Below are 26,073 nucleotides of genomic sequence, written 5' to 3' on the forward strand. Positions count from 1 at the left end.
GTCTGAAAGATGAAAAGATTACAAATTAAGCCTGTCTATATCGAAGAATGAATTCTAGGTGCCAAACCTTGCCGCCAGTGCATCCAGGGTTACGTTCGCAGCGATCTCGTTGTGAGGAATCAGCACATACTTCCATGGTTTACCGCCATAGCCTTGGGCATAGCGGGTCGCATTGACGCACCATTGAACGGCGGCTTCCTTTTTGGTGAGAACGATGGGGTCTTCCATCTGTGTACTGGCTTTGGGTTCGAGCATGAATATGGTATCGGCGGTTTCAGCCACGAAGTCGGGTTGGTATTCGAGATGGTCGGCACCGTGCCGATAAAAGATTTGGAACTGCCCCTTAGCGGGCTTGAGCCATTTGAGCGAGTCGCGATCAAGGATCAAGGCGAGTTTTCGTTCTGCCTCGGAATCAAATTTTTGCACCGAGTACAGACATCGCTGGAACCCCCCGAACAGAAACTTGGACATATTGCTTTTGTCCTCAGGCGATACCCGATAATCGGCCGGTGGTTCTGTCACGGAATAAGAATAGGCGCTCTCTTTCAGTTCGGTAAACCCCTTGCTGACCTTCACGTCATAGCCGACCGCCTCTTCCCAGTAGTGGGCCTGCATTTGGGAGTGGACAAAGCGAGTGATGTCACGCTGGTAGCAGCGCAAAACCTTGCGGGTTTCTTTTTCGGACAAATAGGTTCGAAAGTGGCGGACGATCTGTCCGGCCAGATCGTACAGCAGATCCGCGTGATCATCGTAAGAAATATCATCGAAGTTGATCAGACCGCTAACAACGTAATCTTCCAAACGCGTCTCTTCGACACCACCCTTTCCCAAGGCCAATACTTCCAGTTGGTTGGTGCGCAGATGCTGAATCCACAGTTCATCGCAAACAGCGGGATAATTCAGGCCTTTCAAATCCAAAGTGAAAGGCCTGAACCCGGTTTTGACCTCCCCTTGGGGCACGACCAGGATGCGCGGAATGTCGATGGTCTGCTGGGTGACCAGCTCACTGGTTTTGGCTACCACTGCGGCGATATCCGGTTTTTCCGTGAAACCCTCCAGCGCCATTTGTTCTGGTGACGGCTGGCGTTGTACCACCGCCTTGACGATGGCGGCCTGAATCTCCGGTTTCTGCAAATGCTCGATACTCGGCAGTACTTGAGGCTGATTGGACAGCTTGCGGATCTCCTCCCAGGCCATTTGGGCCACCTTTTGTTCCTCAGGCTTGGTGAATACCGGTGGCTCATCCTTGCCGGCCATTTGCGTATTGGCCGTCACCTGTGCGGGCTTTAGGCCCAATTTTTCTTCAAGCCTGGGCCGCGACACCATGGTGGCGGTTTTGCGCGTAAGATCCGAGTCATCCAGCACCACCGCCTGCAAGCGAATAGCCGAATCCGGCCGGTTGGCCTCGTCGATGATTTCCTGAAATTTGTCATGGGCCACGATGTTCAATCGGTCCACAGCCATCACACCGGTTCGTTTGCCATAGGGCAGGCGTAGACCGCGGCCGATGGACTGCTCGATCAGGATACGTGCATTGGCCGCCCGTAGCGGGACAATCGTGTAAAGGTTGGTGACATCCCAGCCCTCCTTGAGCATGTTCACATGGATCACGATCTCGGTGGGCTCATCGGCATGCTCCACCTTCAGCAACCGTTCGATCATCTCCTCTTCCGCCCTGCCGGTCTGGCTGGAGTCCACTTGGATAGCCTTGTCTTTGTAACGCGCCTCAAAAAAATTGTCTGACTGGATCAATTGCAGCAATTGCCCCGCATGGGTGGTGTCGCGGGCGATCACCAGCAAAAACGGCTTGACGATGGCATTGCCGCTCTCGCGGGCATAGGTCTCCAGCTCCACCTTGACGCTTTCATGCAGACGGATGCCGTCCTCCAACTTCAAGCGCTCGATCTCCTCGGCCGACATGCCGGCCGGGTTGAAATTCTTGCGCGTCACCACGGCCGGTTCCTTGACAAAGCCGTCGGCCATGGCCTTGCCCAGGGGGTAGTCATAAATCACATTCTTGAACGGTATCGCCCCGCGGCCGGACTCCACAAAGGGGGTGGCGGTCAATTCCAATCCCAAAATGGGCTTGAGTTCGTTGATGGCCCGCACCCCGGCACTGGCCCGGTAGCGGTGGGATTCGTCCATCAGCAGCACCAGGTCTGGGAGCCCGGCCAGGTAATCGAAGTAGCTCTCGCCGATGTATTCGGAAAGCCGTTTGATGCGGGGCGACTTGCCGCCGCGCAATTCGGAGTTGATCTTGGAGATGTTGAAGATATTGATATGAACGCCATCCAGTTCCGGGAACAAGGAATAGTGCGAACGATACGCCTCACGCACACCGATGCCGCTCTCATAAGTGTCACCCGTCACCACCGTGGGCGGGTGCACGGCGAACTCGGCGATGCCCTTGAACACGTACTTGGGCGTGTTGGGGGTAAAGTCAGCGATCAGCTTGTTGTAGATGGTCAGGTTGGGCGCCAGCACAAAATAGTTGCCGATGCCGTGATCCAGGTAAAGATAGCTGATAAAAGCGCCCATCAACCGGGTTTTGCCCACCCCTGTGGCCAGGGCAAAACAGAGGGAGGGAAATTCGCGCTCAAAATCCGTTACCGTGGCAAATTCGCTTTGAATGGACGCCAGCAGGGCGGCCGTAGCGGTCCCCTTGCCGGGCGGAGCGATCTCGGTGATGCGCTGGAGGATTTCCAGCGAGGTGCGCTGGGGCGGCCGCAGGCTCAAGCGCCCGCAGATGGCATTCACATCTCGGTTCATTCCAGGATCCCCCATTACACGTTGGCCCGGTTGATCAGGCTCACGATCACTTTAACGATGGTATCCTTATCCCGAGGCCGGCTCTCGGCAATCAGCAGCGTCAAGGCCACCAGCGCATTGTCGGCAATGCGCTTGGAACCGTCGTCTCGATAAAGCGCATGGTTGCCGGCCAGAAAAGCGATGAACAGGGCGGCACCGATCCGTTTGTTGCCGTCGCTGAAGGCGTGGTTCTTGACCACGAAGTAAAGCAGATTGGCGGCCTTTTCCTCGATGCTCGGATAGAGTTCTTCGCTGCCGTAGGTCTGGTAGACAGCGCCCAGGGCGCTTTTGAACCCCTGGTCCTTTTCCAGGCCGAACAACCCCCCGAACCCGGTTTTCATGGCCGCGACGATCTCTATGGCCACCTCATACGTCATCAGGTATGCCGCCGGGCGCGTGGTCTGCTCAATGGCCAGGGTCCCGTGGTCAAAACGGTCCAGGGTGGTCAGGGCATAGGCATAATCGGTGATGACCCGCAAAAGCCCCTTGGCCTCGTCCAGGCCGATGGCCTGATGGACCAGGGTCTGTTCCAACAGGCCGACGGTGCGCCGCAGATCATCCAGTTTCTGTTCCTGCTCCTGAAGCCGCTTTTCGTTGAGGGTGAAGCCGCGCACCAGATGCTCGCGCAACACGCGCGTGGCCCACTGGCGAAACTGGGTGCCGCGCCTGGACTTGACCCGGTAACCTACTGAAATAATGACATCCAGGTTGTAAAAAGATACCTGGCGGCAAACCTTTCGTCCCCCCTCATTTTGAACTACCGAGGATTCCTCGGTAGTTCCTTTGCGGGGCAACTCACCTTCCTTGTAGATGTTGCGAACGTGCAACCCGATGGTGTCTGTGTTTTTATCAAAAAGTTCCGCCATCTGGCGTTGATTCAACCAGACGGTTTCCCGTTCCAACTGAACATCCAAGTGCACTGCACCGTCAGCAGAGCGGTAAAGAATCACATCCATCAATCCGGCTCCTCTCCAAACAAATCCATCTGTCCCTTGGACGGCGGCGCCTGGGGCAGGTTTTCCACCCGCAGGCTGTAATCGTCGTGGCCCCATTCGCAGCGGGCCAAAACCGCCCTGGGGATTTTCTTGACCGTCAGGTTGGGAAAGCGGTCGGCCCGCGCACGAAAAGCGGTACATAGCACCAGCAACGTCCGATTAGGCCCCACCTCGTCGGAGAGCTGCTGGAGCTGGTCGTGGGTCAGGCTGGCCGTAGTTACATAGATGTAATCCTGTTCAGTGGAGTGGCCGTGCTGCCAATAGATCGCGTCGCTGGGTGCGTAGGTGAACCCCTCCAGCTTGCACAGGGCCTCAGCTAGCATGGCGGCGTTATAGGCCTTGTTGATCACCCAGTTGCCCCATTTGTCCTTTTCCAGCAGCGACGGCGCCAGGCGGTAGTAGCGGAATCCGCCGCCGCCGTTCCAGTTGACAGATTTGGTGATGCCGCCGGGGTCCTCGCCGTCGATGACCTTTTTCATGCGGGGGATGATGTGGGTGTGGCAGTGCTCTCCCAGTTCCACCATGATCCAGCGCCGTCCCATTTTGTGGGCTACTGCACCGGTGGTGCCGGAGCCGGCGAAGGAGTCTAGGACGAGGTCATTAGAGTCGGTGCAGACTTCCAATATTCGCTTAATAAGTTTTTCTGGTTTAGGTGTTTTAAACAAATCCGATGTGTTAACCATTGGAAATAACTTTTTTAGTTCATATTTTGCTTGTCGATTATGCCCAGTCTGATCAATATCAGACCAAAGGGAAGACGGTGACAGTCCACTTTGGTCAGCCAAATACGTTTTCTTGATTAAACGTTCCCCATCTTTTGTGAAAATGATTTCTCCTGATGCGATCATTTCATTCATTCGTTCCCTACTCCAGCGCCAACCATTGGCCGGTGGGGAAATTGATTTCCCAGTTGGTGAAACTATATTATAACGCAAATTCTGCCGCGGGTTCGGAGAAGAAAGGTTACCTTGGAACCAAGCGCCACGGGGGTCATTATCTGGGTTTTTATAATGTTTATTATCTGATTCTTTTCTAGGAAGTAATTTGGATAACCAATTAAAATTTTTTGCATATACAAGTATTGTGTTATGATCAATCGAAAACTGTTTCGCATCGTTGTTTGAAGAATCTGCTGCTCGCCACACAATTGATGTAATATAATTTTGACGGCCGATCAGTTCGTCCATCATGACTTTTAAATAATGGACCTCGTTGTCATCAATATGTACCCAAATTGTTCCATCTGGATGTAATAAATTGAAAAGAATTTGTATTCTATCTCTCATTAATGAGAGCCATAAAGAATGTTCTATTCCGTCATCATAGTGTTCAAATGCTTGTCCGGTATTAAATGGGGGGTCAATATAAACGCACTTCACCTTTCCTGAAAACTCTTGCTCCAAGGCCTTCAATGCCAGCAGGTTGTCTCCAAATATCAACCGGTTGTCGAAAATATCCTTTTCGGACACCTTATGCTTGGCATGATAAGACTTCTCGGGATCTTCCAGTAGAATCCTCGGCTCCAGCTTCGGCCGATTCTCTTTCCCGATCCAGGTGAGTCCCAGTTTTTGTTTAGAATTCATCAGCAACAGTCCTCAGGTCTGCCCCTGGTTTGACCAGGGGATGAAGTTCAAGATTGCCGCAGGTGCACTGCCAGTGACTGCCTGAGGGTCTGCGGGAAGGCAATGCGCCGCAAGATTTGCAAATCAGTGCATCCGCCAGTACAAGGACGCTTTGGCCAAATGCACGCACATCATTGTTTGTAATTTCACTGCCTAGCGTATGAAGATGGCAGCCCACGCAGTTGCGAACCCAGTGGGCACTAGTGGCGGCATCGATTAATGGTTTGAGCGCAAGCTCGACCTTATCACCATTATTGCCGGATGGCAGACAGCAGCAAAGCGTCTTGGCCAGCTTGGCATCGATGCCGCCAGCCAGATCCCCCAAAGTATATTCGTTGCGAGCGTTACGCGGCACCGAGCAACGATATTTCAAAGTTAGAAAATCGAGCAGAGATTCCAATACAATGCCTGCTTTGGAAGCGATCGCTTGTCGGTCCCAAACCGGCTGGGCAAGAGCGGCTTTCAATTCTTCCAGGGCAGTCATGAAATATCCGAGCTGAAGGCCGCTTTGCAGGGTCCATGGGCCGAGTTCAATAACCTGGATGTTGGCGGTCGGTCCCTTGGCCCAGCGATAGCGGTCCCGCCAGGGGCGATAATGGGTGGTCACAATGACCTGGTTGAAATTTCCGGCTTCCGCATGCAGTAGGTTCATGAACCGGTCTAGGTGCGGCCCATCCACTGAGGTCAGAACATCGTCGAGGATAACGATCGTGTCTTCCGTAATAAAATATTTCGAAAGGGCTATAAAAACGCAAATGCCCAGCGTGTCCAGGTGGGATTCGCTGTAGTAAGCTTGGGGCGGAACATCGGGAATGTCGAGGAAATTAGCGAAAAACTCCAACGACCCGATACCTTTATCTTTGAGATAGAAACGCACTTTGCCGATGCCTTCGCCGGGATGAAGTGCTGTATAGAGCCGTTCAACTTCTCCGGAAATCGCGGCCAGAATCTCTTCCACGTAGTTTTTGCGTTGTCTGGATACTATTTCCACTGCTTTCTCAAGCTTTTGGGATAACTGGGTCAGCTCCTTGGCGGCCTGAAGTTTTTCGGCATGGATTTCCAGATGCCCTTTGACGGCATTGCGCTGATTGATTGACTTCTGGGAGGCTTGTTTGGAGGCTTCAAGGGGCTGGCGGCACGACTGCACCGCTATTAAAAAGTCGCGTGCCTTCTTTTCATGGTCTGCTGTATATTCCTCAGGGACCAACAGGTTTTGAAACTCAGACCATTCGAGCTTTAACGCGTCAATTTCCTTTAAACTGCTCTCTTTCAGGGTCTTGGCAAGGGCGCTGGATTTCTCAATGAATGATTTCCGCGCCTGTGCAACGACTGCTTCTTTGCCTTTAACATCATGCGTGGCCTGGGTTACGGCCCTCACAACCGAGGAAAGCCCGCTCATCTCAGACAAACGCTCATCGAGTCGGGCGGATAGTGCATCTGGTTCGACTTGCTGTTCGCAGACCGGGCACTGTCCTGGCTTTTTGCCGGAAATGAAAAACTTTGCATCCTGAAGCAGCTTGAGCAGTGGTGTGTCCACCTTGGGTTGCTCAGCCTCCACTTTTTGCTGCTCCTGCTGGGCGCTTTCCTGGGCGCTTCGTGCATTCGATAACGCCTCCTCGTCGAGTTTGAGGGACCGCATCGATGTGTCGGTATCCCTGAAATGTTCGGTGATTGTATCTATTGAATCAATGGCGCTTTCTAATTCCGCGACATTCTTTTTGGCTTCAGCCTGCGCCCATTGCAGGGGATCTTTGCCGGGCTTGCCTTCGGCAACCCAAAACTTGTCCAATTCAGCTTTTGCTTGTGTATGAGCCCTAACAGTCTCGTCTACATCGGCCTTAATATTTCGGTGGGCATCTCGTAACGCATTTTCCGATTTTTCGATGCCCGGAACCGTGATGAACGCCTTTAGTTCATCAAAGCGTTGCTTGGGTTGGGCGTTCAGCAATTTAAGGATATTGCTGCGTCTGAGGATACGCGCATCCGGGCAGCCCCTTTCTGGGGAAACGGTCGGGCCGGTGCGGGCCATTGATGCGATGAAATTTCCGTTTGAGGTGTAAAGCGCCACCTTAGGATTGTTTGAGCTTCCACCGAGCGCCGCGACATAGCCTTTTTTTTGACCCGTCATGCTGCGATCTTCCAGCGATCCCAATCCGCAATTGCATACGAAGTCAAAGGCATCGGCGATGGTGGATTTGCCGGTACCGTTTTCACCGAAAATCAGGATCACGGGTTTGGTCGTATCCAGGGGGATCTCAATGGGCGCCGTCGCCCCGCGAAACCCCTGCAGACTGATTTTATTGACTTTCACCGCCATGGTCCGTCTCTTTCTCCAAACGGTCTGTTTCAAACAGCAAACGCCAATCTTCAGATTTCAGCGATCCGGTCGGCAATGAATGGCTGATGCTGCGAAGGCCTTTTTCAGAAAGCATTTGCTTTTTCCTGAATTCTTCAAGGATTCTGTCTGCTACTGCCTGATCCGGCGTCTTCATTCTAACCTCCATTTGCCTACACCGTCTGGGCCAATAAAGATAGCGCTTTGGCGCGAAGCTGCTGGCAATCGGCTGCCGCACTGAAGATGGATCGAAAATGCCGCGGCTGTTCGTAAACATCGTAACCGGGTTGTATATCCGTTCTTCGTGTTATAAAGCCAAGCGCTTCGCATGCACGCCATAGCGTTTCGGCAATTTCAATAGTTCTCCGAGTTATTTGGTGCTTTTCCTCTTGGGATAAGGTGAGTTCTGCCCCATTTTCGCAACGGAGTTTGAGAAAAACCAGATTGAGAACCAGCCAGCGTGCGTTTTCAAAAAACGTTCTTCGGCTACCGCTCTCGGCACGAGCACTATCTTGCATGATTGCAATCACCAAGCGTTGGGTTTGAACTGCGCGCCAAACAGTTCGTGCGGATCGATCCGGGCGAAAGACCCTGGTGTATCTGCTACGCATCAGTTCTTCTGGTGGATAGATCTCATCCATGGACCAGAGGGATTGCCGGTTGGCCAGCACCCTCGTGCAAAAATCACAGTCGCCGTGCTGGTCCAGGCAGGCACAGGCTGTTGTAGCGTCTTCCAACGAGAAGTTGGTCTCATCTGGTGCCGGCCGTTCAACATCCGTTTTATAATGATAGGCGACGCCGGTCAGCTTGAGCTGATTGGCAATGGTTTCCTGCTGTTCATCCAAGGCAACGAAATCTCGTGAGCCGATCTGGTTTTGCAGGTTGGTACTGCGGGTGATCCGTTCGGCAAATTCACGTTCGTCAAAACAACGCTCAAGAGAAATGATTTTTAAGAATGCGAAACCTTGGGGTGTAGCCTCGGGCAACTCTTTAAAATAATTAACCAGGGAACCAAGTGTCTGTGCGCCGTTGACAATGGATAGGCTGTAAGCCGTAATGCGTTTGGCTTCAGCATTGGCGCGATCGAGATTGTGAACCTCAAGACGTTCACAAAAGGCGGTCAATCCGTTGTTCAGATAGAAAAAATGCTGTGGTTCTTCGCGCACGGTTTCAAGGATTTGATCGTTGACTTCCGTGCGGCCTTTATATGCCCTTATGTTTGCTGCGATCAGCCGCTTGCCGTGCAGCACATAGAGTCCGGCAATCTCTTTGAGCGGGATGATGCCGAAAATCGTTTCATAGGGTTCCCTGATCCAACTAGGCTTCATCAGGGTCAATTCAGCTTTGGGGATGCCGGGGCCTTGGTCGAGGCCGATCAACCAGTCATGAACTGTCGTGAGATTGCAAACCAGGATATCAAAATAGTCCGATTCTGCTGAAAAGCGACGTTTAAGGTCTTCGAACAGCCGTTTTCTGTCCTCAGAGACGAGATTGATACCGGTATACACAAGGATGGCGCGTATCTGCAAGCCGCCGCGCTCAAAGATCGACTGGATTTGCGGAAGCATGCGATTCCAAAGCGTGTTGGAACGAAAGGCGTCGAAGTTGCCCTGCATCAGATTTTCCAAGCCGGTCTTGAATTTGCCCACTGCTCCCAGATCGGGTTCACCACGACCAGTTGAGATAAATTTTGCCTGGGCGATCCATAAGGTATTGGTCGTGGCTGAATGGAAAATTGCGTCAATGCCGCCATCCCCACCGCCATCGACGACTGCAGCGGCAGCCACATCCAATTCCGTGCCACCCAGTTTATGAATGGCATAGGCAGCCAATGCCCGTGACAGAAAATTTCTTTCACGCTCCTGTGGAGTGCCGGATACCGCCTCTGGCAGTTTCCCCGCGAACCTATTTCGCAACTGTTCAGGCAGTTGAAGCATTTCGATGGGGGTTTCGACCGTCATATTAATCTCCATCGCAGTTCAAAGAGCTGAACGAGTTGCGTCTCTTGCTGCAGCTTGCCCTCAATCGTCGCGATCAATTTCTCCCGCTGACGGTCCACTTCGTCCTGGGCATCGAAAAGGAACCGTCGTTTCTGATTACGTTGGGCTTCCAGGGCCTTGATTTGTTTCTGGCCGGCCAGCTTTTCCTCCAAGGTCAATGCGGCGGTGGCGGCTCGGCGGGCTTCCTTAATCTGCCGATCCAGTTCCTTGATCTCGCGTTCCAGACCAATTTTAAGATCATCGGCCCAGCCGTCCAGCTTGTCGGCTTCGGCCTCGAAAAAGCGGGCGTTACGCTCGGATATCTCTTTTTGGATCAAGGCCTGACGTTCTTGTAAAACCGCCTGCAAGGCACCGTTGGTTTGCGACTTGGCTATCGTCCCGACAACGTCTCCTGGAAGACTGAGCAATCGGGCCGCCGTCTTTTCATCCAAGGGGCGCTCATGGTCCGTGATGGCCGCGAGGATGAGGTGATCTTCGACCTGATCCAAGGATTCCACGGTGTGAACCCAGGCATTCAGCCAACCGGATTGTCCGATGAAAGGCTCCAGAATGGAGACCTTGCCGTCATGGCGCCCATAGTCAAATCGGATTTCAGCCAAAGGCAACCGGCGTGTTTTTGCCCGGGCGACAATGGCCTCGGCCAATGGGTGGCTGAGTCGGTACAGATGGGCTTCGCCGGAGCGGCGCGGCAATTCGTAAAGGCCCAGCGGTACTTTGTCACCCAACCCTGCAAAGGGCTGGGAAAACAAACGGAAGCCCCCTTCTGTGATGAATTCGGCGTGCCCGTTCAGCTCATGCCGGGTCAGCTGCATCAGCAGGCGCTCAAAATGGTTGAGATAGGCTTTGGATGTCTCATCGCGAATCCGCAGTTTTTCCCTGACCTCGTCGTCAAAATTTTCCAGCAGCTGCTGGCGCGTGCGGGTCATAGCCGAGTTGATCTCCATGCTTAATTCACGCTGGAGCTCGTCAAAGGCAGCTTGGATTTCGTCTGGTTTGCGGCATTGCTGATAGATGGCGGCGATGCGTTTTTCAAAATCCACACCGGATTCAATGGCGCCCAAAACCTCGTCACTGGCGCCGAAGACGCCTTCGAAAAGCTTGAATTTTTCGGATAGAAGCTCAAACACCCTGATGTCGGCCGCATTTTTGCTGTTTAGAAAATTGACCACCACCACATCATGGTGTTGGCCGTAGCGATGGCAGCGGCCGATGCGTTGTTCAATGCGCTGCGGGTTCCAGGGCAGGTCGTAGTTTACCACCAGCGAGCAGAACTGCAGGTTGATCCCCTCGGCGCCGGCCTCGGTGGCGATCAGGATGCGCCCCTGTTCCCGAAAGTAATCCACCAGGGCTGAGCGTATATCCGCTGTTCGCGAGCCGGTCACGCGGTCCGTGCCGTTGTGCCGCTCGAACCAATCCGCATAGATTTGTTTCGAACGCTCATCGGTGTTGGAACCATTGAATAGGACAATGCCTTCGGAAAATGCGCTGTCCGCCAAGAGGCGCAGCAAGTAGTCCTGGGTACGCCGCGATTCTGTGAAGATGACGGCTTTTTGGGCCGCGCCGATTTCGACTGCCTTGGAAAAAGCAATATCCAGCGCCTTGAGCAAGGCGAGGCCCTTGGCATTGTGTTCGACAGAAGTGGCCAACCGCGTAAAGGCATCGAGATCGGCGATTTCCTGTTTGATGGCTTTACGGTCCGCCTCGGAAAGGCGTTCCACCGGTTCCTCCTCGTCCCATTCATCGGCAATGGCGGCAAGCGCCTCATAATCCTTATCCAGTGCTTCTTCCAGGGATTTGGCGGATTCGGCGCGGCGCAACTTGGCTTTCAGCCGGTTGGCCATGGTTGTCATTGCGCCGGCAATGGCAAAGGTGGATGAGGCCAGTAATTTGCGCAGGACCAGCGTCATCAGGGAACGCTGGCCGGACGGCAGCGCTTGAAGGTTGTCGCGCCGCAGATAGTCGGACACAAGATGATAAAGCCGGTCCTCACTTTCCGCAGGAGTGAATTTTTCAAGGATCGGCAGACGCTGGGTGTATTTGATATAAGGCATTACCTGGCGGCGTAGGGTGCGGTGACAAACCGGCTTCAGCCGTGTTTTGAGGGTATTGAACACCTGCTCCCGGCTGAGATTGGCGAACTGTTCCCGGAAGCTTTTGAGGTCGCCAAAGGTGTGCTCGTCGATAAAGCTCACCAGGCCGAACAACTCCAGCAACGAATTCTGCAACGGTGTGGCGGTCAGCAGGAGCTTGTCCTTACCGGCAAGCGCGATTTTCAGTGTGTTGGCAATGACGTTGGATGGTTTATAGACATTACGCAGCCGATGGGCTTCGTCGATCACGATCAGATCCCAGGAAACCGAATGAACGTCCTCGGCCTTGTTCTTGGCAAAATGGTAGGAGCAAATGATAATTTCAGGCGTTTCGAAAGGGCGCAGGGCACCTTGTTTGGAAGCGGCATTATAAGATTTGGTTTCCAGCAGCCGGCAAGGCAGAAAAAACTTTTCAGTCAGCTCTTGATACCACTGTTTACGCAGATTGGATGGCGTGATGATAAGGATTTTTCGCCTTCGCTCAGCCCATTTTTGGGATAGCACCAAGCCGGCCTCGATGGTCTTGCCCAGCCCAACCTCGTCAGCCAGTAGCGCGCCTCTGGAAAGCGGCGACTTAAATGCGAAAAGGGCTGCATCGATTTGATGAGGATTGAGGTCTACTTGGGCACCGGCAAACGCTACCGTGACTTTCTCCACACTATCAGGTGGAAAGCGACGTGTCAGCTCATGGGCGTAATACTTGGCCTGGTAGTCGGTGAGGCTCAAAGCTTTAGCTTCCCTTGTTTGATCATTCTTGAACAAAACGTTTCGAATTGCGCCTTGGCGAGTTGGGAAGGTTTGACTTGTGAGTTTTCCCACCGGTTGACCGTGGTAAAACTCACACGCAGCTCCCGCGCCAGCCCCTCCTGACTCAATGCCAATTGCCTGCGGACTTTCTTGAACAATGCGGGAAGATCCTTTTGGTCCAGCTGCATCATGAATTCCTTTGAATTTGCTTGCGCGAATCTCGTCGTGAAAAAGTTGTTGCATGTTATAACGAGTGAGATATGGGAGCAACTAAAGATTGCTGATTCCGAGTACTATTCGTGCACCCGGATGCAACCGGGTTGTTAAACAAGACAAGACGGAAAACAGAGAACGGGAGAATTTCGCGTCCGTTTCGGGGTCGACAACTCATTTTCGAACTTAAAAAGCGGTGATCTACATGGAAAAGCAGGTTTTCAGGAGAATGGAGAAATGGGCAGGAAATGTCGAAATGGCGTAAGTGTTGGAAATAACAGCTATTATAAAGGTAAGGCCCCGCATCACTGATGCGGGGCTCTATTCGTTAAGCAACCGGTTCCAAAAGGCTTGCATTGGTTATCTGGCTCCCCGGGTGTAACCCTTTTCGTAACCGTTCTCGTTCTCCGGCTGCTAACCGAAAATCGTTGTGATTCAATGAACTGTCAAAGAGCATGTGGCCCCCGGCAGGCCGGAAATCCAGACAATCCCATTCTCCGTGTCCTTCCGGCAGGCGTGCTTAACACGCGGGGCCGGGATGTTATAAGGTAGCGCCATCCCATTTGGATTCTATAAGGAGGATGGCGATGGAAACCACTTCGAGGAACCCTGTCCCATACAGCAGCCACTCCCAGCCCGACCTCGTCGAGGTCGAACGCCGGTTTGCCGAGTGGCGCCGGCAGCGCGGCAAGAAGCGTGCCCTGATCCCGCAGGAGTTGTGGGAGGCTGCGGTACAGCAATGCAGAGGGCATTCTGTTTCCGAGGTATGCCGCAGGCTGAGGCTTTCCTTCACAGAGCTCAAGAAGCGTCTCTCCTCTGATCATGCCACTCCGGAGCTGATCCAGCTGGACACCACCTGCCTCTTCGGCCAATGGGTCGTCGAGTGCGAACGCGCGGATGGCAGTAGGCTGAGGCTCTCGGGCACCGGTCAACCGCCCGATCCTGAAAGCATTCTCGGGCAGTTTCTCTCATGATCCAGATCACTGCCCACATGCGGATCTTGCTGGCAGTGGACCCGGTGGATTTCCGCAAAGGCATCGACGGTTTGGTGGCAGTATGCCGGCAGAAGCTGGCCGTGGACCCATTCAGCGGCACCCTTTTCATCTTTACCAACAAGTCCCGTCAGGCCCTGCGCATCCTGGTTTATGATGGCCAGGGATTTTGGTTGTGCCATAAACGCTTGTCTCGGGGTCGTTTCTTGTGGAACTTCGGCCCGGGCGCCATCCGCGATCTGGCGGCTGCTCAACTCCAACAGCTTTTGTGGAACGCCGATCCGTTCAAAAATATCCCGGAGGATTTTCGGCGGATAGAAAAAAATCGACCCATCCCTCAAAAAAGTACTGGCCACAAAAAACGTTCTTTGCTATAAGCAGGGCAACCTTTACCAAGAGGAGGATTACAGAGGTTGCTCATTTGTGGTCGAGACTTCACGCCAACCGATCTGGATTGGATCCGCCGTCAAGTTACCAGCGTGCCGGGATTGAACCGTGCACAGCTCTCACGCATGTTCTGCGAATGGGCCGAGTGGCGAAAGCCCGACGGCGGATTGAAGGACATGAGCTGCCGGGTGGCCCTACTGCGCCTTTACCGGGCCGGTGTCATCCCGCTTCCAGCACCAAGGAAAAGGCGCGTCGCGTCCAAGCGGATCCAACACACCCTGACAGGAGAACCCCAATCCCCGATCGAGATCGGCCCCGGTCGCACAAGCCTTTCGATCGAGCCGGTCGACCGGAGATCATCCCCACTTTGGAATGAGCTGATCGACCGATACCATTACCTGGGCTATGCCCGCATGGGCGGGGCGCAGATGCGCTTTATGGTCTGGGCCGGACAGCATCTGGTTGCGCTTCTGGGTTTCTCGGCCGCCGCCTGGCGTGTCGCCCCGCGTGACGAGTTCATCGGCTGGAGCGACGATCAGCGTATAGAGAATCTGCACCGGGTGATCGACAACAGCCGCTTCCTCATTTTGCCCTGGGTAAAATCTTTCAATCTTGCCTCGCAGATCCTTGCACGCACGGCGCGGATGCTCCCCGATTGTTGGGAAGGGCGCTACCGTTACCGGCCTTCCCTGCTCGAGACCTTCGTCGAAAAGCAGCGTTTCACCGGCGCCTCGTACAAGGCCGCCAACTGGGTCTGCGTGGGGCAGACGCAGGGGCGAGGCAAGTGGGACCGGAAAAAGGCCTGTGACAAACCGGTCAAGACGATCTGGCTCTATCCGCTTGAGCGCCGGTTCAGGGAGGTCTTGTGCCGATGAAAAAATCACCCAAAAAGCTGAAGATATCCGCCGGCGAGTTCGAAGCGCTCCAGGACCGTATCAAAGAGCGGAACCTGACCGACTCGGACTATGACGTGCTCCTGGGGCTTGCCGAGACAGTGGCGCGCCTGCGGGAGGTCCTTGCCGAGAAAGAAACCTCCATCGCCCGGCTGTGCAAGTACCTGCTGGGGGCCCCGACCGAGACAGCCCGAAACATCCTCGAGGATAAAACCGAACCGGTCCGGAAAAAAGGCGACAAACCAAACCCCTGGGGGCACGGGAAAAACGGCGCAGGCCAGTACACCGGCGCTGCCAGGGTGCGCATCGCACACCCCGCTCTGAACTCGGGGGACCCCTGCCCAAGCTGTGAGAAGGGTAAACTATACGAACTGGCCATGCCGTCGGTCTTTGTTCATATCGTTGGAACAGCCCCTCTCAAAGCCACCGTTTATGAACGAATCCGCTTACGCTGCAATCTGTGCGGAGATATCTTCACCCCTGAGCTGCCCGAAGGGATCTCCGAGCAAAAATACGACGATTCCGCTACGCCCATGCTGGCGATACTGAAGTATGGCTGCGGCATGCCCTTCAACCGGATCGAGACCCTTCAAAGGAATCTGGGCCAACCTCTGCCCGCCTCCACCCAGTGGGATATCCTCGATACCGCAGCCGTAGCTCTGGCCCCGGTCATGGATGCCATGGTCTCATTCGCCGCGCAGGGCACGCTACTCCACAATGATGACACCTCCGCGAAGGTGCTCGCTTTCCTCAAAGAGCAGGATCCGGACAGCAAACGCAAAGGGATCTTCACCACAGGGATGGTCACCGAATCCGAGGGCCATCAGGTCGCCATGTTCATGACCGGCAGGCAGCATGCCGGGGAAAACCTGCACGACCTGTTGAAACGCCGGGCAACGGGGCTCCCCCCACCGATTCAGATGTGCGATGCCCTGAGCCGGAACGTATCCAAGGACTTTCAGACGATCCTGGCCAACTGCCTCGCCCATGCCCGCAGGAAGTTCGTGGAGCTGGTCGAGCGATTCCCGGACGACTGCGCTCATGTGATCAACGAGCTGGCAACGGTCTATATGCATGAAGCGATCGCCAGAACCGAAAAAATGTCTCCGGAGGATCGACTGGCTTACCATCGGCTCAACACTGAGCCCGTCATGACAGCTCTCGAGGCGTGGTGCCATCAGCAATTTGCGGAGAAGACCGTGGAGCCCAACTCCGGCTTGGGGAAGGCGATCACCTACCTCCTCAAACACTGGAAGGAACTGACCTGTTTTCTCAGGGTGCCTGGAGCCCCGCTGGACAACAATATCTGCGAAAGGGCCCTGAAGTTCGCCATCCTACACCGGAAAAACTCCCTCTTCTACAAGACGCAACGCGGCGCTTATGTCGGCGATCTCTTCATGAGCCTCATCCACACCTGTCAACTTTCAGGCGTCAACCCGCTCGACTACCTCACATGGCTCCTGAAGAGTACCAAAGCCCTGCAGTCCTCCCCGCACACCTTCATGCCGTGGCATTACCAGGATCAAAACCGCTAACCCTATCCCGGCCCGGGGCCCCTTGGGGTCTCCCGGCCTCCGCTTCATCCTCGCACGCTAAAAAAATTTTACATGCCGAAAATTTATTGACCTCTGCACGGCTGCCGAAAGGACACGAACAAGTATATCGAGCGCCTTTTTGCCGGACTGGTCTTCAACGAGTATCTCGAAATGCATATATTCACCTCGCATCCAGATAGTCGCTGTACCACAGCCCGCCTAAAGGTAGGCCCTCCTTGACCATTTGTCCCACAATATCAATGTCGCTGACCCGTTTGATATCGGAAAAGCCATCCTCCCCTTTCTCCAGAATCCAGACTTCTTCCGGGGATAACGCGTCAACGAAATAGGGCTGATGGGTGGTTATAAATATTTGAGAGCTGCCTTTTTGTCCTGTGGCATGACTACGAAATTCCGTCGCAAGCGATTCCAGCAGCTTATGATAGAGTCCGTTCTCCGGCTCTTCGATGCAAAGGAACGGCGGAGGTGTTGGATCTTCCAATAACAGAAGGTAGGCAAAGACTTTAAGCGTTCCATCGGACATTTGCTGCGCATAAAAGGGATCTTTGAAGCCCTTGTCATTGAATCTTAGCAATAGGCGACCATCGGCTGTTTTGTCGGTGTCAATTTTCTGAATGCCCGGGATCTTAACAGCGATGCGGTCAAGAATGGCCTGAAATTTATTCGGGTGTTCACGTTCCATAAACTGAACGACATTGCCAAGATTATCACCGTGGATGTTCAAATGCTTCTGCGGACCGGCAAGAGGAAGACTTCGTGCGGCATCAGGCGCGAAATAACTCAAATACCATCCTTCAATGAAGCGTCGAAATGCGGATATTCTGGGATGCTGTTTGAGTGATCCGAGAGTTGCAATGCCAAGTTTCCGTGGGTCTTCCAGCTCAACAATTTCCGTTTCACGACTTTCTTCTTTTTCCATATCCTCAACGGACCTAATCAACTCCAAGATGTCAATCTGGATTTTTGCCTCGTCAATTTTACGCCCCTCTTGTTCTCCCTTCCATGCAACTCCTTTCCCATCGTTCAAAACAAGAAATGAAAACGGCCAGCCGTGTTTCTGTCCTTTTCGCCGTTGTCTGAGTCTCTCTCTTTGCACATAAGGACGGCCCGCCGAATTTTCATTCACGGCCAGTTCGTAGGTTATTGGCCGGGCATTACCTTCCTCTTTATAGTATATCTCAAATTCTATAGGCCCCTGTTGTCCTTGGGACCTGACACGCTGGAAACCTCCGCGGCCACGCAGATCACAGGCTTCTTCCACCCCTGATTTCAAACAGTCGGCCAAAAAGCCAAAGGCATCGAACAATGAGCTTTTCCCAACCCCGTTTTTTCCAATGACGGCAGTCATGGGGGTCAAGGGTTCCGCCTGTTGCAGATTCCAGAGCTTGCCAAGCGTGATATCGCGCAAGACGCGAAAGTTTCTGATTCGAATTCCTTCTATGTGTGCCATGTCAACCTCCAATCGTTGACTTTAAGCCGTTGTTTATCCGTGTTCATCCCTGGATCACTCCTCCCCAGATCGGGTGAGCGCTTGGTCGTACCACATGAGAAGTTTCGGATCTTCCTGCAGGACGTTTTCGGGAACCTTGCGGGCCACGGTGATGATGGTGGCGTAGTCGCGCTCCTGCCAGGCCTTCTTGAACCCGGGACGGACCGCCTCGAGTCGGAACACTTTCAACCGTTTCTGATTGGACGTCCGGTATTCCTCCAACTCCTTGAGCAGAGATCTCTCGCGTAGCTTCTCCAGGTCGCCCGCTTTGTTCGGGTCGGACACGTACCAGCGATCCTTGCCCTTGGCACGAAGGCTCTCAATGAAGGTGGCGATTGGAGACAGAGCCGACAGGATAGCCCGGCGTGCTCCTATATGCGATATGCGATTACTCCTGAAATCCAGAACCGCTCCATCGGTACTGACCTGATAGCCCATTGACGCCATGGCCTGTTTGCTTCCACACAGCCGTGCTGCTACTCCCGCCATCCGGGTACCGCAAAATCCGTCGAAGATTACATCCCCCGATTCCGTGTAATGAAGGATGTATCGCATGATGGCCTTGTGACGCACCTTGGTGTGGTAGGTGTGGGCGTTGTAGATCGGGTCGTTCTTGCCCTCGCTCACATCCGCCGCGAACGGTTCGCGGCTGTATAGCTTGCTCGGGTCATAGGGCTTACCGTAACGCTTGATGAAGTCGGCAATGAACGGGTTCGGACAGGCGGTGTAGTACGGCGGGTCGGAGAGCGTCAGGATGTTCTCGTCCGAGCCGATGGGAAATCCCTCGATCTTGCGGAACTCTGGGTCCTTCAGCTTCTCGCGCAGGATGCCGAGGAAATGCTTCCGCCGCTCCTCGTCGTTCGGGAACGTCATGCCCAAGCAGGTCACGGGTCCCGAGTCGCGGGTCTCGGGACCTTCCATTTCCAACATGGTCCTTTGGGTATGTGGCTGATTGTGCTTAACCATCCGTAAACTCCATTTCAGGATCCTTTGATTTCCGGTCCGCGATCAACTTGGTCACTGTCCCACTGACTAAGTTCACAGGGGATATGGCATTACTTGGTCACTTTTAACCCGAAAACAGTCGTTGATGATCCCATTAAGGGCATCATGATCTCGTTTTCCAGACCCTTGACTCGATAACGTGCTGTATTTCCATGTTTTGCATTTGTGTGGGCATTATCCCCACAATCTGGGAGGAAAATCGATTAAAGCGGAAATGGGCCTATTATCGCCGTCGATATGTCGGCTCATCCATGCGCTCTCCTATGCGATTTCACCTCTGTTCGTGCATAGAAGCCAATTCTATGCGCATTTCTATGCGAAACCATGTCGGCCCTTTTGTCCAATGGAAAGGCAATGGTAGTTTCCCATTTTTGGTTCCAATCCAGGCTGGAAATGGCGCAGGATCATTCCGTGAGCCATTTCCGTGGTCAATTGCTTAAGATATTGGGCGTAAGCAATTATTTGAGCAATTATCGGTTTAAATACCGCGGAATTGCCCGGCAAGCAATTGACAATCATTCCTTCTTCCATTCATACCGTGCCCCGGCGCCGTGGCCGGTTGCCTTTAGCTCCTGGTTCTCACCGCGCATTTCAAGGAGCATTCGGGTTGCTTGATGCCGGTTGAAACGAGTTATTTGGCGGATTTCCTTGTTTGTGAGTCCCGGCTCGCCTCGTTTGGCCCGATCCATCAGAATGCTCAACACTCGTGTCTTGGCCGCTTCCCAGGCGATACGCCGATCACGCTCTGGATGCCCGGATGCGGAAAGGCGGCGATGAAGGTTATGCCGCATAATCCAGTAAGTTCCCCGCCCTGTTCCGCCGCGTTCCAGATAACCGAGAGCCGTTTCCATATGGGTCAACACATCCCGTGCGTCGGGTTCTCCTTGCTGGGTGATGCGGGCCGCGGTCGCCGTGTCGATTTCCGGGTAACGCAACGTGTCCTTCCGGCAGGCGTGCTTAACACGCGGGGCCGGGATGTTATAAGGTAGCGCCATCCCATTTGGATTATATAAGGAGGATGGCGATGGAAACCACTTCGAGGAACCCTGTCCCATACAGCAGCCACTCCCAGCCCGACCTCGTCGAGGTCGAACGCCGGTTTGCCGAGTGGCGCCGGCAGCGCGGCAAGAAGCGCGCCCTGATCCCGCAGGAGTTGTGGGAGGCTGCGGTACAGCAATGCAGAGGGCATTCTGTTTCCGAGGTATGCCGCAGACTGAGGCTTTCCTTCACAGAGCTCAAGAAGCGTCTCTCCTCTGATCATGCCACTCCGGAGCTGATCCAGCTGGACACCACCTGCCTCTTCGGCCAATGGGTCGTCGAGTGCGAACGCGCGGATGGCAGCAGGCTGAGGCTCTCGGGCACCGGTCAACCGCCCGATCCTGAAAGCATTCTCGGGCAGTTTCTCTCATGATCCAGATCACTGCCCACATGCGGATCTTGCTGGCAGTGGACCCGGTGGATTTCCGCAAAGGCATCGACGGTTTGGTGGCAGTATGCCGGCAGAAGCTGGCCGTGGATCCATTCAGCGGCACCCTTTTCATCTTTACCAACAAGTCCCGTCAGGCCCTGCGCATCCTGGTTTATGATGGCCAGGGATTTTGGTTGTGCCATAAACGCTTGTCTCGGGGTCGTTTCTTGTGGAAGTTCGGCCCGGGCACCATCCGCGATCTGGCGGCTGCTCAACTCCAACAGCTTTTGTGGAACGCCGATCCGTTCAAAAAAATCCCGGAGGATTTTCGGCGGATAGAAAAAAATCGACCCATCCCTCAAAAAAGTACTGGCCACAAAAAACGTTCTTTGCTATAAGCAGGGCAACCTTTACCAAGAGGAGGATTACAGAGGTTGCTCATTTGTGGTCGAGACTTCACGCCAACCGATCTGGATTGGATCCGCCGTCAAGTTACCAGCGTGCCGGGATTGAACCGTGCACAGCTCTCACGCATGTTCTGCGAATGGGCCGAGTGGCGAAAGCCCGACGGCGGATTGAAGGACATGAGCTGCCGGGTTGCCCTGCTGCGCCTGTACCGGGCCGGTGTCATCCCGCTTCCAGCGCCAAGGAAAAGGCGCGTCGTGCCCAAGCGGATCCAACACACCCTGACAGGAGAACCCCAATCCCCGATCGAGATCGGCCCCGGTCGCATAAGCCTTTCGATCGAGCCGGTCGACCGGAGATCATCCCCTCTTTGGAATGAGCTGATCGACCGATACCATTACCTGGGCTATGCCCGCATGGGCGGGGCGCAGATGCGCTTTATGGTCTGGGCCGGACAGCATCTGGTTGCGCTTCTGGGTTTCTCGGCCGCCGCCTGGCGTGTCGCCCCGCGCGACGAGTTCATCGGCTGGAGCGACGATCAGCGTATAGAGAATCTACACCGGGTGATCGACAACAGCCGCTTCCTCATTTTGCCCAGGATCCCTGCATGATACTTCACCTCACCACCTAGTTGATATTATTGAAAAAGATTGGCTTGGTTCTCACACTGTGAACACTGCTTTCGCCGATTGGCCCCTTCTTTTATGTCCTTGACCGCCATTTTGACCTCCTCTTTTTCGAGCTCTTGCTTCTGTATCGCCCAGGGAGCGTAGGGGACAACCTGCTCGGCAACAATCACATTCCTGTTGATGAGATCTCTGACACTTTGAGCACACACCCCCAGTTGATCGGCCGCTTTTTCAAGCGTTAAAAAGGGGTTTCCCTCGCCGGGACAATAGGGTGGAATCTCATTATAGTTCCTCAGGCTTTTTACTCGACAAGCAGTCCAAGTGTTGCCTATCCCAGTCTTCAGTTTAAGTTTATTAAGAACAGGAGCGATATGTTTATCCGGCAGTTGTCGCGCTAACTGCTTTATCAATTCGACAATCGACTTGTCTGTGCTGTTGTTACGTTCCCCAGTTTTATTCTTTTTCACTTGTAGGTTGGTATGAACACCTCCTTCCCAGTGAATATCCAAAAGAATCAGGTGCTTTTCGTCATCAACGTCACAGATTATCTCTTTTATAAGTGTTCTGATAATCCTTTTCCTTATCTCATTCGTTGTGCTAGGCGAGTTCCATATTTTGGGCAAATAATCAGAAAGCCGCATCAATTCCTGTATTTCCTGTTCAGTGATAGGCCGTATGGGCGCTTTCATGGCAGCTAGTTTTCTTTTTATCTCTTCTGTTTTTTCAAGACATATATTCCATTTATTTTCTAACTCACGGCATACCAACCTGTTTTCTGGATCGGCTTTGTTGTATTGCCTATAAGCTCGTTCAGCTTCATATTCAGCGTTTTCAATTTCCATATCAATGAGCTTAACCTGTTCCTCGATATTTTTCTGTAAACCTTCAATGGCTTTTAATGAAGCCTTTATCGATAGTGGTTCCACCACTTCAAGGACGGCCCTATTGATAGCATTATCGACACGTTGACCTCCAAATGCTATACAATCGCTTCCTCCCCGTTGAAGTCGATCACCAATGCACTGATATCTGGGAACTGTATTTCTCTTGCCGCCATAGGCTACGGACAGCTTTCTCCCGCAGCGCTTGCACCTCAAAATACCGGTTAAAAGACCGTTACCTTTTAAAATGGGGCCTCGGCGGGAACCAGCCATTCGCGCATTGTTTTCTTTGAGGATTTCCTGGTTTTTTGTATATTCTTCCCAACTTATATAGCCTATATGATTGTCTTTTATTAAGACTTTCCAGTCCTTGATATCTAAAGCATGGCCCTTACTTTTTCTTATCTCCCCTTCTTCAACATAGGCCTTGCTCTCGCGCCTGCCGTAAACATAGGCGCCCGCATAGAAAGGGTTTTTCAATACATCGTAAATCGCACGATATCGGGGTTTTCCCCATACAACCTCCATCCCATAGTGCCCGTTACTTATTGCAGGAAATGAAATTTCTTCATGTATAAACCATAAAAACGTTTGTCTTGCACTATGGTATTCACTGAATTTAATAAAAACTTGCTGGATTGACTTCTGGATTCTCAAATCAGGGGTTTTTTCTATTTTGTTTTCATCAGTCTTAACCAGACCCACAGGCAAGCGATAAATCAATTCACCTCTTTTTGCCTTATTTTCGGCACCGAAATGAAGCCTGCTTTTGATCAGATTAAGTTCCACTTCGCTCATAGTTCCCTTGAGACCCAGTACCATGCGGTCATTAGGGTTGCCTGGGTGATAAACTCCCTCTTGATCCGCAATAAGAGTATTAAATATTGCACATAAGTCAACCAAATGGTACCAGTCTCGATTATTTCTTGAAAATCTTGATACCTCCAGGCCGAAAACAATCCCAGCCCGGTTCATGCTGACTTCGGCCACCAGTTTCTTGAAACCACTCCTTTCAGAACCAATGGCTCCAGATTGACCCAGGTCTTCGTCAATGACCTGAACATCCTTAAAACCTAAAGCATATGCCTTGTCAACAAGTTGATATTGTCTTCTTTGACTTTCGAGGTTATGCTCCTTCTGGTACGAAGTGGATTGGCGGATATATACATAAGCTGTACGCAAGAGGTGCTCATTTTGTATCTCGGCATTACCCATTTATTTTGCCCCCCTTCCTTGTTGCCTCAAAGGCTGCCAACAGCATCTCTTTCAAGGCATCCAACGCTTCGTATTTCTCCTTATCGGAAAGCGAGGCAAGAACTTTGACCGACCATTCCTCGCCAAACCTTAAAGGTAACTGCTTTGGCATTTGCATCCCTCCTGTTTCCGACATAGTTTGCGGCATGGTACTATGTTACGAAAACAGGACCAAGGGCTTGGTTACGACTCTTCGCCTATATGGCTTAGCAGTTCCCTTAAGTTCCTTAGGGCGTCACAACTACAGTAGGGTCGGGGGGATATCTTGATCTGTTTACAGGCCTCCTTGTCTGTCATCCATAAGGGTATTCCTCTAAGTCTCCTGCCCTCAGGAGAAACCACAATAAGCTCCTCCTTAAAGATACGCTTGACCTTCAGCCTTTGCCCAAAATAGGGGTGAAAGATATAGTGGACTTCAACGAAATCAACTTTATGGGCATCCTTCGCCCATCCTGCCCTGGGTAAAATCTTTCAATCTTGCCTCACAGATCCTTGCGCGCACGGCGCGGTTGCTCCCCGATCGGTGGGAAGAGCGCTACCGTTACCGGCCTTCCCTGCTCGAGACCTTCGTCGAAAAGCAGCGTTTCACCGGCGCCTCGTACAAGGCCGCCAACTGGGTCTGCGTGGGGCAGACGCAGGGGCGAGGCAAGTGGGACCGGAAAAAGGCCTGTGACAAACCGGTCAAGACGATCTGGCTCTATCCGCTTGAGCGCCGGTTCAGGGAGGTCTTGTGCCGATGAAAAAATCACCCAAAAAGCTGGTGATATCCGCCGGCGAGTTCGAAGCGCTCCAGGACCGCATCAAAGAACGGAACCTGACCGACTCGGACTACGACGTGCTCCTGGGGCTTGCCGAGATGGTGGCGCGTCTGCGGGAGGTGCTTGCCGAGAAAGAAACCTCCATCGGCCGGCTGTGCAAGTACCTGCTGGGGGCCCCGACCGAGACAGCCCGAAACATCCTCAAGGATAAAACCGAACCAGTCCGGAAAAAAGGCGCCAAACCAAAACCCCGGGGGCACGGGAAAAACGGCGCAGGCCAGTACACCGGCGCTGCCAGGGTGCGCATCGAACACCCCGCTCTGAACTCGGGGGACCCCTGCCCAAGCTGTGAGAAGGGTAAACTATACGAGCTGGCCATGCCGTCGGTCTTTGTTCATATCGTTGGAACAGCCCCTCTCAAAGCCACCGTTTATGAGCGAATCCGCTTACGCTGCAATCTGTGCGGAGATATCTTCACCCCCGAACTGCCCGAAGGGATATCCGAGCAAAAATACGACGATTCCGCTACGCCCATGCTGGCGATACTGAAGTATGGCTGCGGCATGCCCTTCAACCGGATCGAGACCCTTCAAAGGAATCTGGGCCAACCTCTGCCCGCCTCCACCCAGTGGGATATCCTCGATACCGCAGCCGTAGCTCTGGCCCCGGTCATGGATGCCATGGTCTCATTCGCCGCGCAGGGCACGCTGCTCCACAATGATGACACCTCCGCGAAGGTGCTCGCTTTCCTCAAAGAGCAGGATCCGGACAGCAAACGCAAAGGGATCTTCACCACAGGGATGGTCACCGAATCCGAGGGCCATCAGGTCGCCATGTTCATGACCGGCAGGCAGCATGCCGGGGAAAACCTGCACGACCTGTTGAAACGCCGGGCAACGGGGCTCCCACCACCGATTCAGATGTGCGATGCCCTGAGCCGGAACGTATCCAAGGACTTTCAGACGATCCTGGCCAACTGCCTCGCCCATGCCCGCAGGAAGTTCGTGGAACTGGTCGAGCGATTCCCGGACGACTGCGCTCATGTGATCAACGAGCTGGCAACAGTCTATATGCATGAGGCGATCGCCAAAAGCGAAAAGATGTCTCCACAGGATCGACTGGCTTACCATCGGCTCAACACTGAGCCCGTCATGACAGCTCTCGAGGCGTGGTGCCATCAGCAATTTGCGGAGAAGACCGTGGAGCCCAACTCCGGCTTGGGGAAGGCGATCACCTACCTCCTCAAACACTGGAAGGAACTGACCTGTTTTCTCAGGGTGCCTGGAGCCCCGCTGGACAACAATATCTGTGAAAGGGCCCTGAAGTTCGCCATCCTACACCGGAAAAACTCCCTCTTCTACAAGACGCAACGCGGCGCCTATGTCGGGGATCTCTTCATGAGCCTCATCCACACATGTCAACTTTCAGGCGTCAACCCGCTCGACTACCTCACATGGCTCCTGAAGAATACCAAAGCCCTGCAGTCCTCCCCGCACACCTTCATGCCGTGGCATTACCAGGATCAAAACCGCTAACCCCATCCCGGCCGGGGGCCTCTTGGGGCCTCCCGCCCTCCGCTTCATCCTCGCACGCTAAAAATTTTCCA

21 protein-coding genes and 1 pseudogene are annotated in these 26,073 nt (G+C 53.4%); 9 read left to right on the forward strand and 13 right to left on the reverse strand.

Annotated features, from left to right (window positions below; genetic code table 11):
- Positions 1-54 precede the first annotated feature (54 nt).
- Genes ACZ500_RS19785 through ACZ500_RS19820 form a run of 8 tightly spaced genes read right to left on the reverse strand, consistent with a single transcriptional unit; the run spans position 55 to position 12,788 of the window.
- Positions 55-2,769 carry a DEAD/DEAH box helicase gene (locus tag ACZ500_RS19785; RefSeq protein ID WP_464229178.1) on the reverse strand — a complete coding sequence of 905 codons (2,715 nt, stop codon included), beginning with the start codon at positions 2,767-2,769 and terminating at the stop codon, positions 55-57.
- 14 nt (positions 2,770-2,783) lie between these two features.
- A complete protein-coding gene (gene rhuM, locus ACZ500_RS19790; RefSeq protein ID WP_464229179.1) occupies positions 2,784-3,764 on the reverse strand; it encodes a RhuM family protein in 981 nt (326 codons plus the stop codon).
- Positions 3,764-5,386, reverse strand: a complete 1,623-nt coding sequence (locus tag ACZ500_RS19795; protein WP_464229180.1) for a site-specific DNA-methyltransferase — start codon at positions 5,384-5,386, stop codon at positions 3,764-3,766. The genes rhuM and ACZ500_RS19795 overlap by 1 nt, the downstream gene beginning before the upstream one ends.
- The gene (locus tag ACZ500_RS19800) at positions 5,376-7,742 is read right to left on the reverse strand and encodes an AAA family ATPase (RefSeq protein ID WP_464229181.1); all 2,367 of its coding nucleotides are present in this window, start codon (positions 7,740-7,742) and stop codon (positions 5,376-5,378) included. The genes ACZ500_RS19795 and ACZ500_RS19800 overlap by 11 nt, the downstream gene beginning before the upstream one ends.
- Positions 7,723-7,917 carry a hypothetical protein gene (locus tag ACZ500_RS19805; RefSeq protein WP_464229182.1) on the reverse strand — a complete coding sequence of 65 codons (195 nt, stop codon included), beginning with the start codon at positions 7,915-7,917 and terminating at the stop codon, positions 7,723-7,725. Before ACZ500_RS19805 ends, ACZ500_RS19800 begins: the two co-directional genes overlap by 20 nt.
- 16 nt (positions 7,918-7,933) lie before the next feature.
- The gene (locus ACZ500_RS19810) at positions 7,934-9,721 is read right to left on the reverse strand and encodes an AIPR family protein (RefSeq protein ID WP_464229183.1); all 1,788 of its coding nucleotides are present in this window, start codon (positions 9,719-9,721) and stop codon (positions 7,934-7,936) included.
- Positions 9,718-12,576, reverse strand: coding sequence for an SNF2-related protein (locus tag ACZ500_RS19815; protein ID WP_464229184.1), 2,859 nt, complete (start codon positions 12,574-12,576; stop codon positions 9,718-9,720). The genes ACZ500_RS19810 and ACZ500_RS19815 overlap by 4 nt, the downstream gene beginning before the upstream one ends.
- The gene (locus ACZ500_RS19820; protein WP_464229186.1) at positions 12,573-12,788 is read right to left on the reverse strand and encodes a helix-turn-helix domain-containing protein; all 216 of its coding nucleotides are present in this window, start codon (positions 12,786-12,788) and stop codon (positions 12,573-12,575) included. Before ACZ500_RS19820 ends, ACZ500_RS19815 begins: the two co-directional genes overlap by 4 nt.
- 609 nt (positions 12,789-13,397) lie before the next feature.
- Between ACZ500_RS19820 and ACZ500_RS19825 the strand changes: the two genes are divergently transcribed.
- From ACZ500_RS19825 to tnpC (ACZ500_RS19840), 4 genes are all read left to right on the forward strand, one after another.
- Positions 13,398-13,784 carry a hypothetical protein gene (locus tag ACZ500_RS19825; RefSeq protein ID WP_464227918.1) on the forward strand — a complete coding sequence of 129 codons (387 nt, stop codon included), beginning with the start codon at positions 13,398-13,400 and terminating at the stop codon, positions 13,782-13,784.
- On the forward strand, positions 13,781-14,179 hold the full coding sequence (gene tnpB, locus ACZ500_RS19830) for an IS66 family insertion sequence element accessory protein TnpB (RefSeq protein WP_464227919.1): 399 nt from the start codon (positions 13,781-13,783) through the stop codon (positions 14,177-14,179). Before ACZ500_RS19825 ends, tnpB (ACZ500_RS19830) begins: the two co-directional genes overlap by 4 nt.
- A 102-nt stretch (positions 14,180-14,281) precedes the next feature.
- A complete protein-coding gene (locus ACZ500_RS19835) occupies positions 14,282-15,064 on the forward strand; it encodes a Druantia anti-phage system protein DruA (RefSeq protein ID WP_464233093.1) in 783 nt (260 codons plus the stop codon).
- Complete coding sequence (gene tnpC, locus ACZ500_RS19840) at positions 15,061-16,617, forward strand: IS66 family transposase (RefSeq protein WP_464227924.1); 1,557 nt, start codon at positions 15,061-15,063, stop codon at positions 16,615-16,617. Before ACZ500_RS19835 ends, tnpC (ACZ500_RS19840) begins: the two co-directional genes overlap by 4 nt.
- Before the next feature lie 181 nt (positions 16,618-16,798).
- On the opposite strand, the gene ACZ500_RS19845 is transcribed toward tnpC (ACZ500_RS19840), so the two are convergent.
- The 3 genes and pseudogenes from ACZ500_RS19845 to ACZ500_RS19855 all read right to left on the reverse strand — a co-directional run bounded on the left by ACZ500_RS19845 (position 16,799) and on the right by ACZ500_RS19855 (position 20,127).
- Entirely contained in the window at positions 16,799-18,088 is a 1,290-nt protein-coding gene (locus ACZ500_RS19845) for an AAA family ATPase (RefSeq protein WP_464229187.1), read from the reverse strand.
- A 360-nt stretch (positions 18,089-18,448) separates the two neighbouring features.
- A pseudogene (locus ACZ500_RS19850) lies at positions 18,449-19,057 on the reverse strand (class I SAM-dependent methyltransferase); the annotation flags it as partial.
- A gap of 590 nt (positions 19,058-19,647) precedes the next feature.
- Positions 19,648-20,127: a hypothetical protein gene (locus ACZ500_RS19855; RefSeq protein ID WP_464229189.1), complete on the reverse strand. Its 480-nt coding sequence runs from the start codon at positions 20,125-20,127 to the stop codon at positions 19,648-19,650.
- A 29-nt stretch (positions 20,128-20,156) separates the two neighbouring features.
- Here ACZ500_RS19855 and ACZ500_RS19860 point away from each other — a divergent pair, with 29 nt between their 5' ends.
- The 3 genes from ACZ500_RS19860 to ACZ500_RS19870 all read left to right on the forward strand — a co-directional run bounded on the left by ACZ500_RS19860 (position 20,157) and on the right by ACZ500_RS19870 (position 21,556).
- On the forward strand, positions 20,157-20,543 hold the full coding sequence (locus ACZ500_RS19860) for a hypothetical protein (protein WP_464227918.1): 387 nt from the start codon (positions 20,157-20,159) through the stop codon (positions 20,541-20,543).
- On the forward strand, positions 20,540-20,938 hold the full coding sequence (tnpB, locus tag ACZ500_RS19865; RefSeq protein WP_464229190.1) for an IS66 family insertion sequence element accessory protein TnpB: 399 nt from the start codon (positions 20,540-20,542) through the stop codon (positions 20,936-20,938). Before ACZ500_RS19860 ends, tnpB (ACZ500_RS19865) begins: the two co-directional genes overlap by 4 nt.
- Positions 20,939-21,049: 111 nt before the next feature.
- Entirely contained in the window at positions 21,050-21,556 is a 507-nt protein-coding gene (locus ACZ500_RS19870) for a Druantia anti-phage system protein DruA (RefSeq protein ID WP_464229191.1), read from the forward strand.
- Between the two features lie 26 nt (positions 21,557-21,582).
- On the opposite strand, the gene ACZ500_RS19875 is transcribed toward ACZ500_RS19870, so the two are convergent.
- Both ACZ500_RS19875 and ACZ500_RS19880 read right to left on the reverse strand, forming a co-directional pair.
- Positions 21,583-23,670 carry a recombinase family protein gene (locus ACZ500_RS19875; protein ID WP_464229192.1) on the reverse strand — a complete coding sequence of 696 codons (2,088 nt, stop codon included), beginning with the start codon at positions 23,668-23,670 and terminating at the stop codon, positions 21,583-21,585.
- Positions 23,663-23,821: a hypothetical protein gene (locus tag ACZ500_RS19880; protein ID WP_464227922.1), complete on the reverse strand. Its 159-nt coding sequence runs from the start codon at positions 23,819-23,821 to the stop codon at positions 23,663-23,665. The genes ACZ500_RS19875 and ACZ500_RS19880 overlap by 8 nt, the downstream gene beginning before the upstream one ends.
- A gap of 397 nt (positions 23,822-24,218) precedes the next feature.
- On the opposite strand from ACZ500_RS19880, the gene ACZ500_RS19885 reads away from it, so the two are divergent.
- Together ACZ500_RS19885 and tnpC (ACZ500_RS19890) are read left to right on the forward strand one after the other, a co-directional pair.
- The gene (locus ACZ500_RS19885) at positions 24,219-24,449 is read left to right on the forward strand and encodes a Druantia anti-phage system protein DruA (RefSeq protein WP_464229193.1); all 231 of its coding nucleotides are present in this window, start codon (positions 24,219-24,221) and stop codon (positions 24,447-24,449) included.
- Positions 24,446-26,002, forward strand: a complete 1,557-nt coding sequence (gene tnpC, locus ACZ500_RS19890; protein WP_464229194.1) for an IS66 family transposase — start codon at positions 24,446-24,448, stop codon at positions 26,000-26,002. Before ACZ500_RS19885 ends, tnpC (ACZ500_RS19890) begins: the two co-directional genes overlap by 4 nt.
- Positions 26,003-26,073 lie beyond the last annotated feature (71 nt).

This window comes from Desulfatiglans parachlorophenolica, assembly GCF_055394735.1.

Bases quoted from the DNA above. Each gene is read 5' to 3' on its own strand.
- tnpC (WP_464229194.1), top strand. From the start codon at position 24,446: ATGAAAAAATCACCCAAAAAGCTGGTGATATCCGCCGGCGAGTTCGAA.
- tnpC (WP_464227924.1), top strand. From the start codon at position 15,061: ATGAAAAAATCACCCAAAAAGCTGAAGATATCCGCCGGCGAGTTCGAA.
- ACZ500_RS19805 (WP_464229182.1), bottom strand. From the start codon at position 7,917: ATGAAGACGCCGGATCAGGCAGTAGCAGACAGAATCCTTGAAGAATTC.
- tnpB (WP_464227919.1), top strand. From the start codon at position 13,781: ATGATCCAGATCACTGCCCACATGCGGATCTTGCTGGCAGTGGACCCG.
- ACZ500_RS19845 (WP_464229187.1), bottom strand. From the start codon at position 18,088: ATGGCACACATAGAAGGAATTCGAATCAGAAACTTTCGCGTCTTGCGC.
- ACZ500_RS19810 (WP_464229183.1), bottom strand. From the start codon at position 9,721: ATGACGGTCGAAACCCCCATCGAAATGCTTCAACTGCCTGAACAGTTG.
- tnpB (WP_464229190.1), top strand. From the start codon at position 20,540: ATGATCCAGATCACTGCCCACATGCGGATCTTGCTGGCAGTGGACCCG.
- ACZ500_RS19820 (WP_464229186.1), bottom strand. From the start codon at position 12,788: ATGATGCAGCTGGACCAAAAGGATCTTCCCGCATTGTTCAAGAAAGTC.
- ACZ500_RS19800 (WP_464229181.1), bottom strand. From the start codon at position 7,742: ATGGCGGTGAAAGTCAATAAAATCAGTCTGCAGGGGTTTCGCGGGGCG.
- ACZ500_RS19875 (WP_464229192.1), bottom strand. From the start codon at position 23,670: ATGGGTAATGCCGAGATACAAAATGAGCACCTCTTGCGTACAGCTTAT.
- rhuM (WP_464229179.1), bottom strand. From the start codon at position 3,764: ATGGATGTGATTCTTTACCGCTCTGCTGACGGTGCAGTGCACTTGGAT.
- ACZ500_RS19880 (WP_464227922.1), bottom strand. From the start codon at position 23,821: ATGCCAAAGCAGTTACCTTTAAGGTTTGGCGAGGAATGGTCGGTCAAA.
- ACZ500_RS19855 (WP_464229189.1), bottom strand. From the start codon at position 20,127: ATGGCGCTACCTTATAACATCCCGGCCCCGCGTGTTAAGCACGCCTGC.
- ACZ500_RS19785 (WP_464229178.1), bottom strand. From the start codon at position 2,769: ATGAACCGAGATGTGAATGCCATCTGCGGGCGCTTGAGCCTGCGGCCG.
- ACZ500_RS19860 (WP_464227918.1), top strand. From the start codon at position 20,157: ATGGAAACCACTTCGAGGAACCCTGTCCCATACAGCAGCCACTCCCAG.
- ACZ500_RS19825 (WP_464227918.1), top strand. From the start codon at position 13,398: ATGGAAACCACTTCGAGGAACCCTGTCCCATACAGCAGCCACTCCCAG.
- ACZ500_RS19795 (WP_464229180.1), bottom strand. From the start codon at position 5,386: ATGAATTCTAAACAAAAACTGGGACTCACCTGGATCGGGAAAGAGAAT.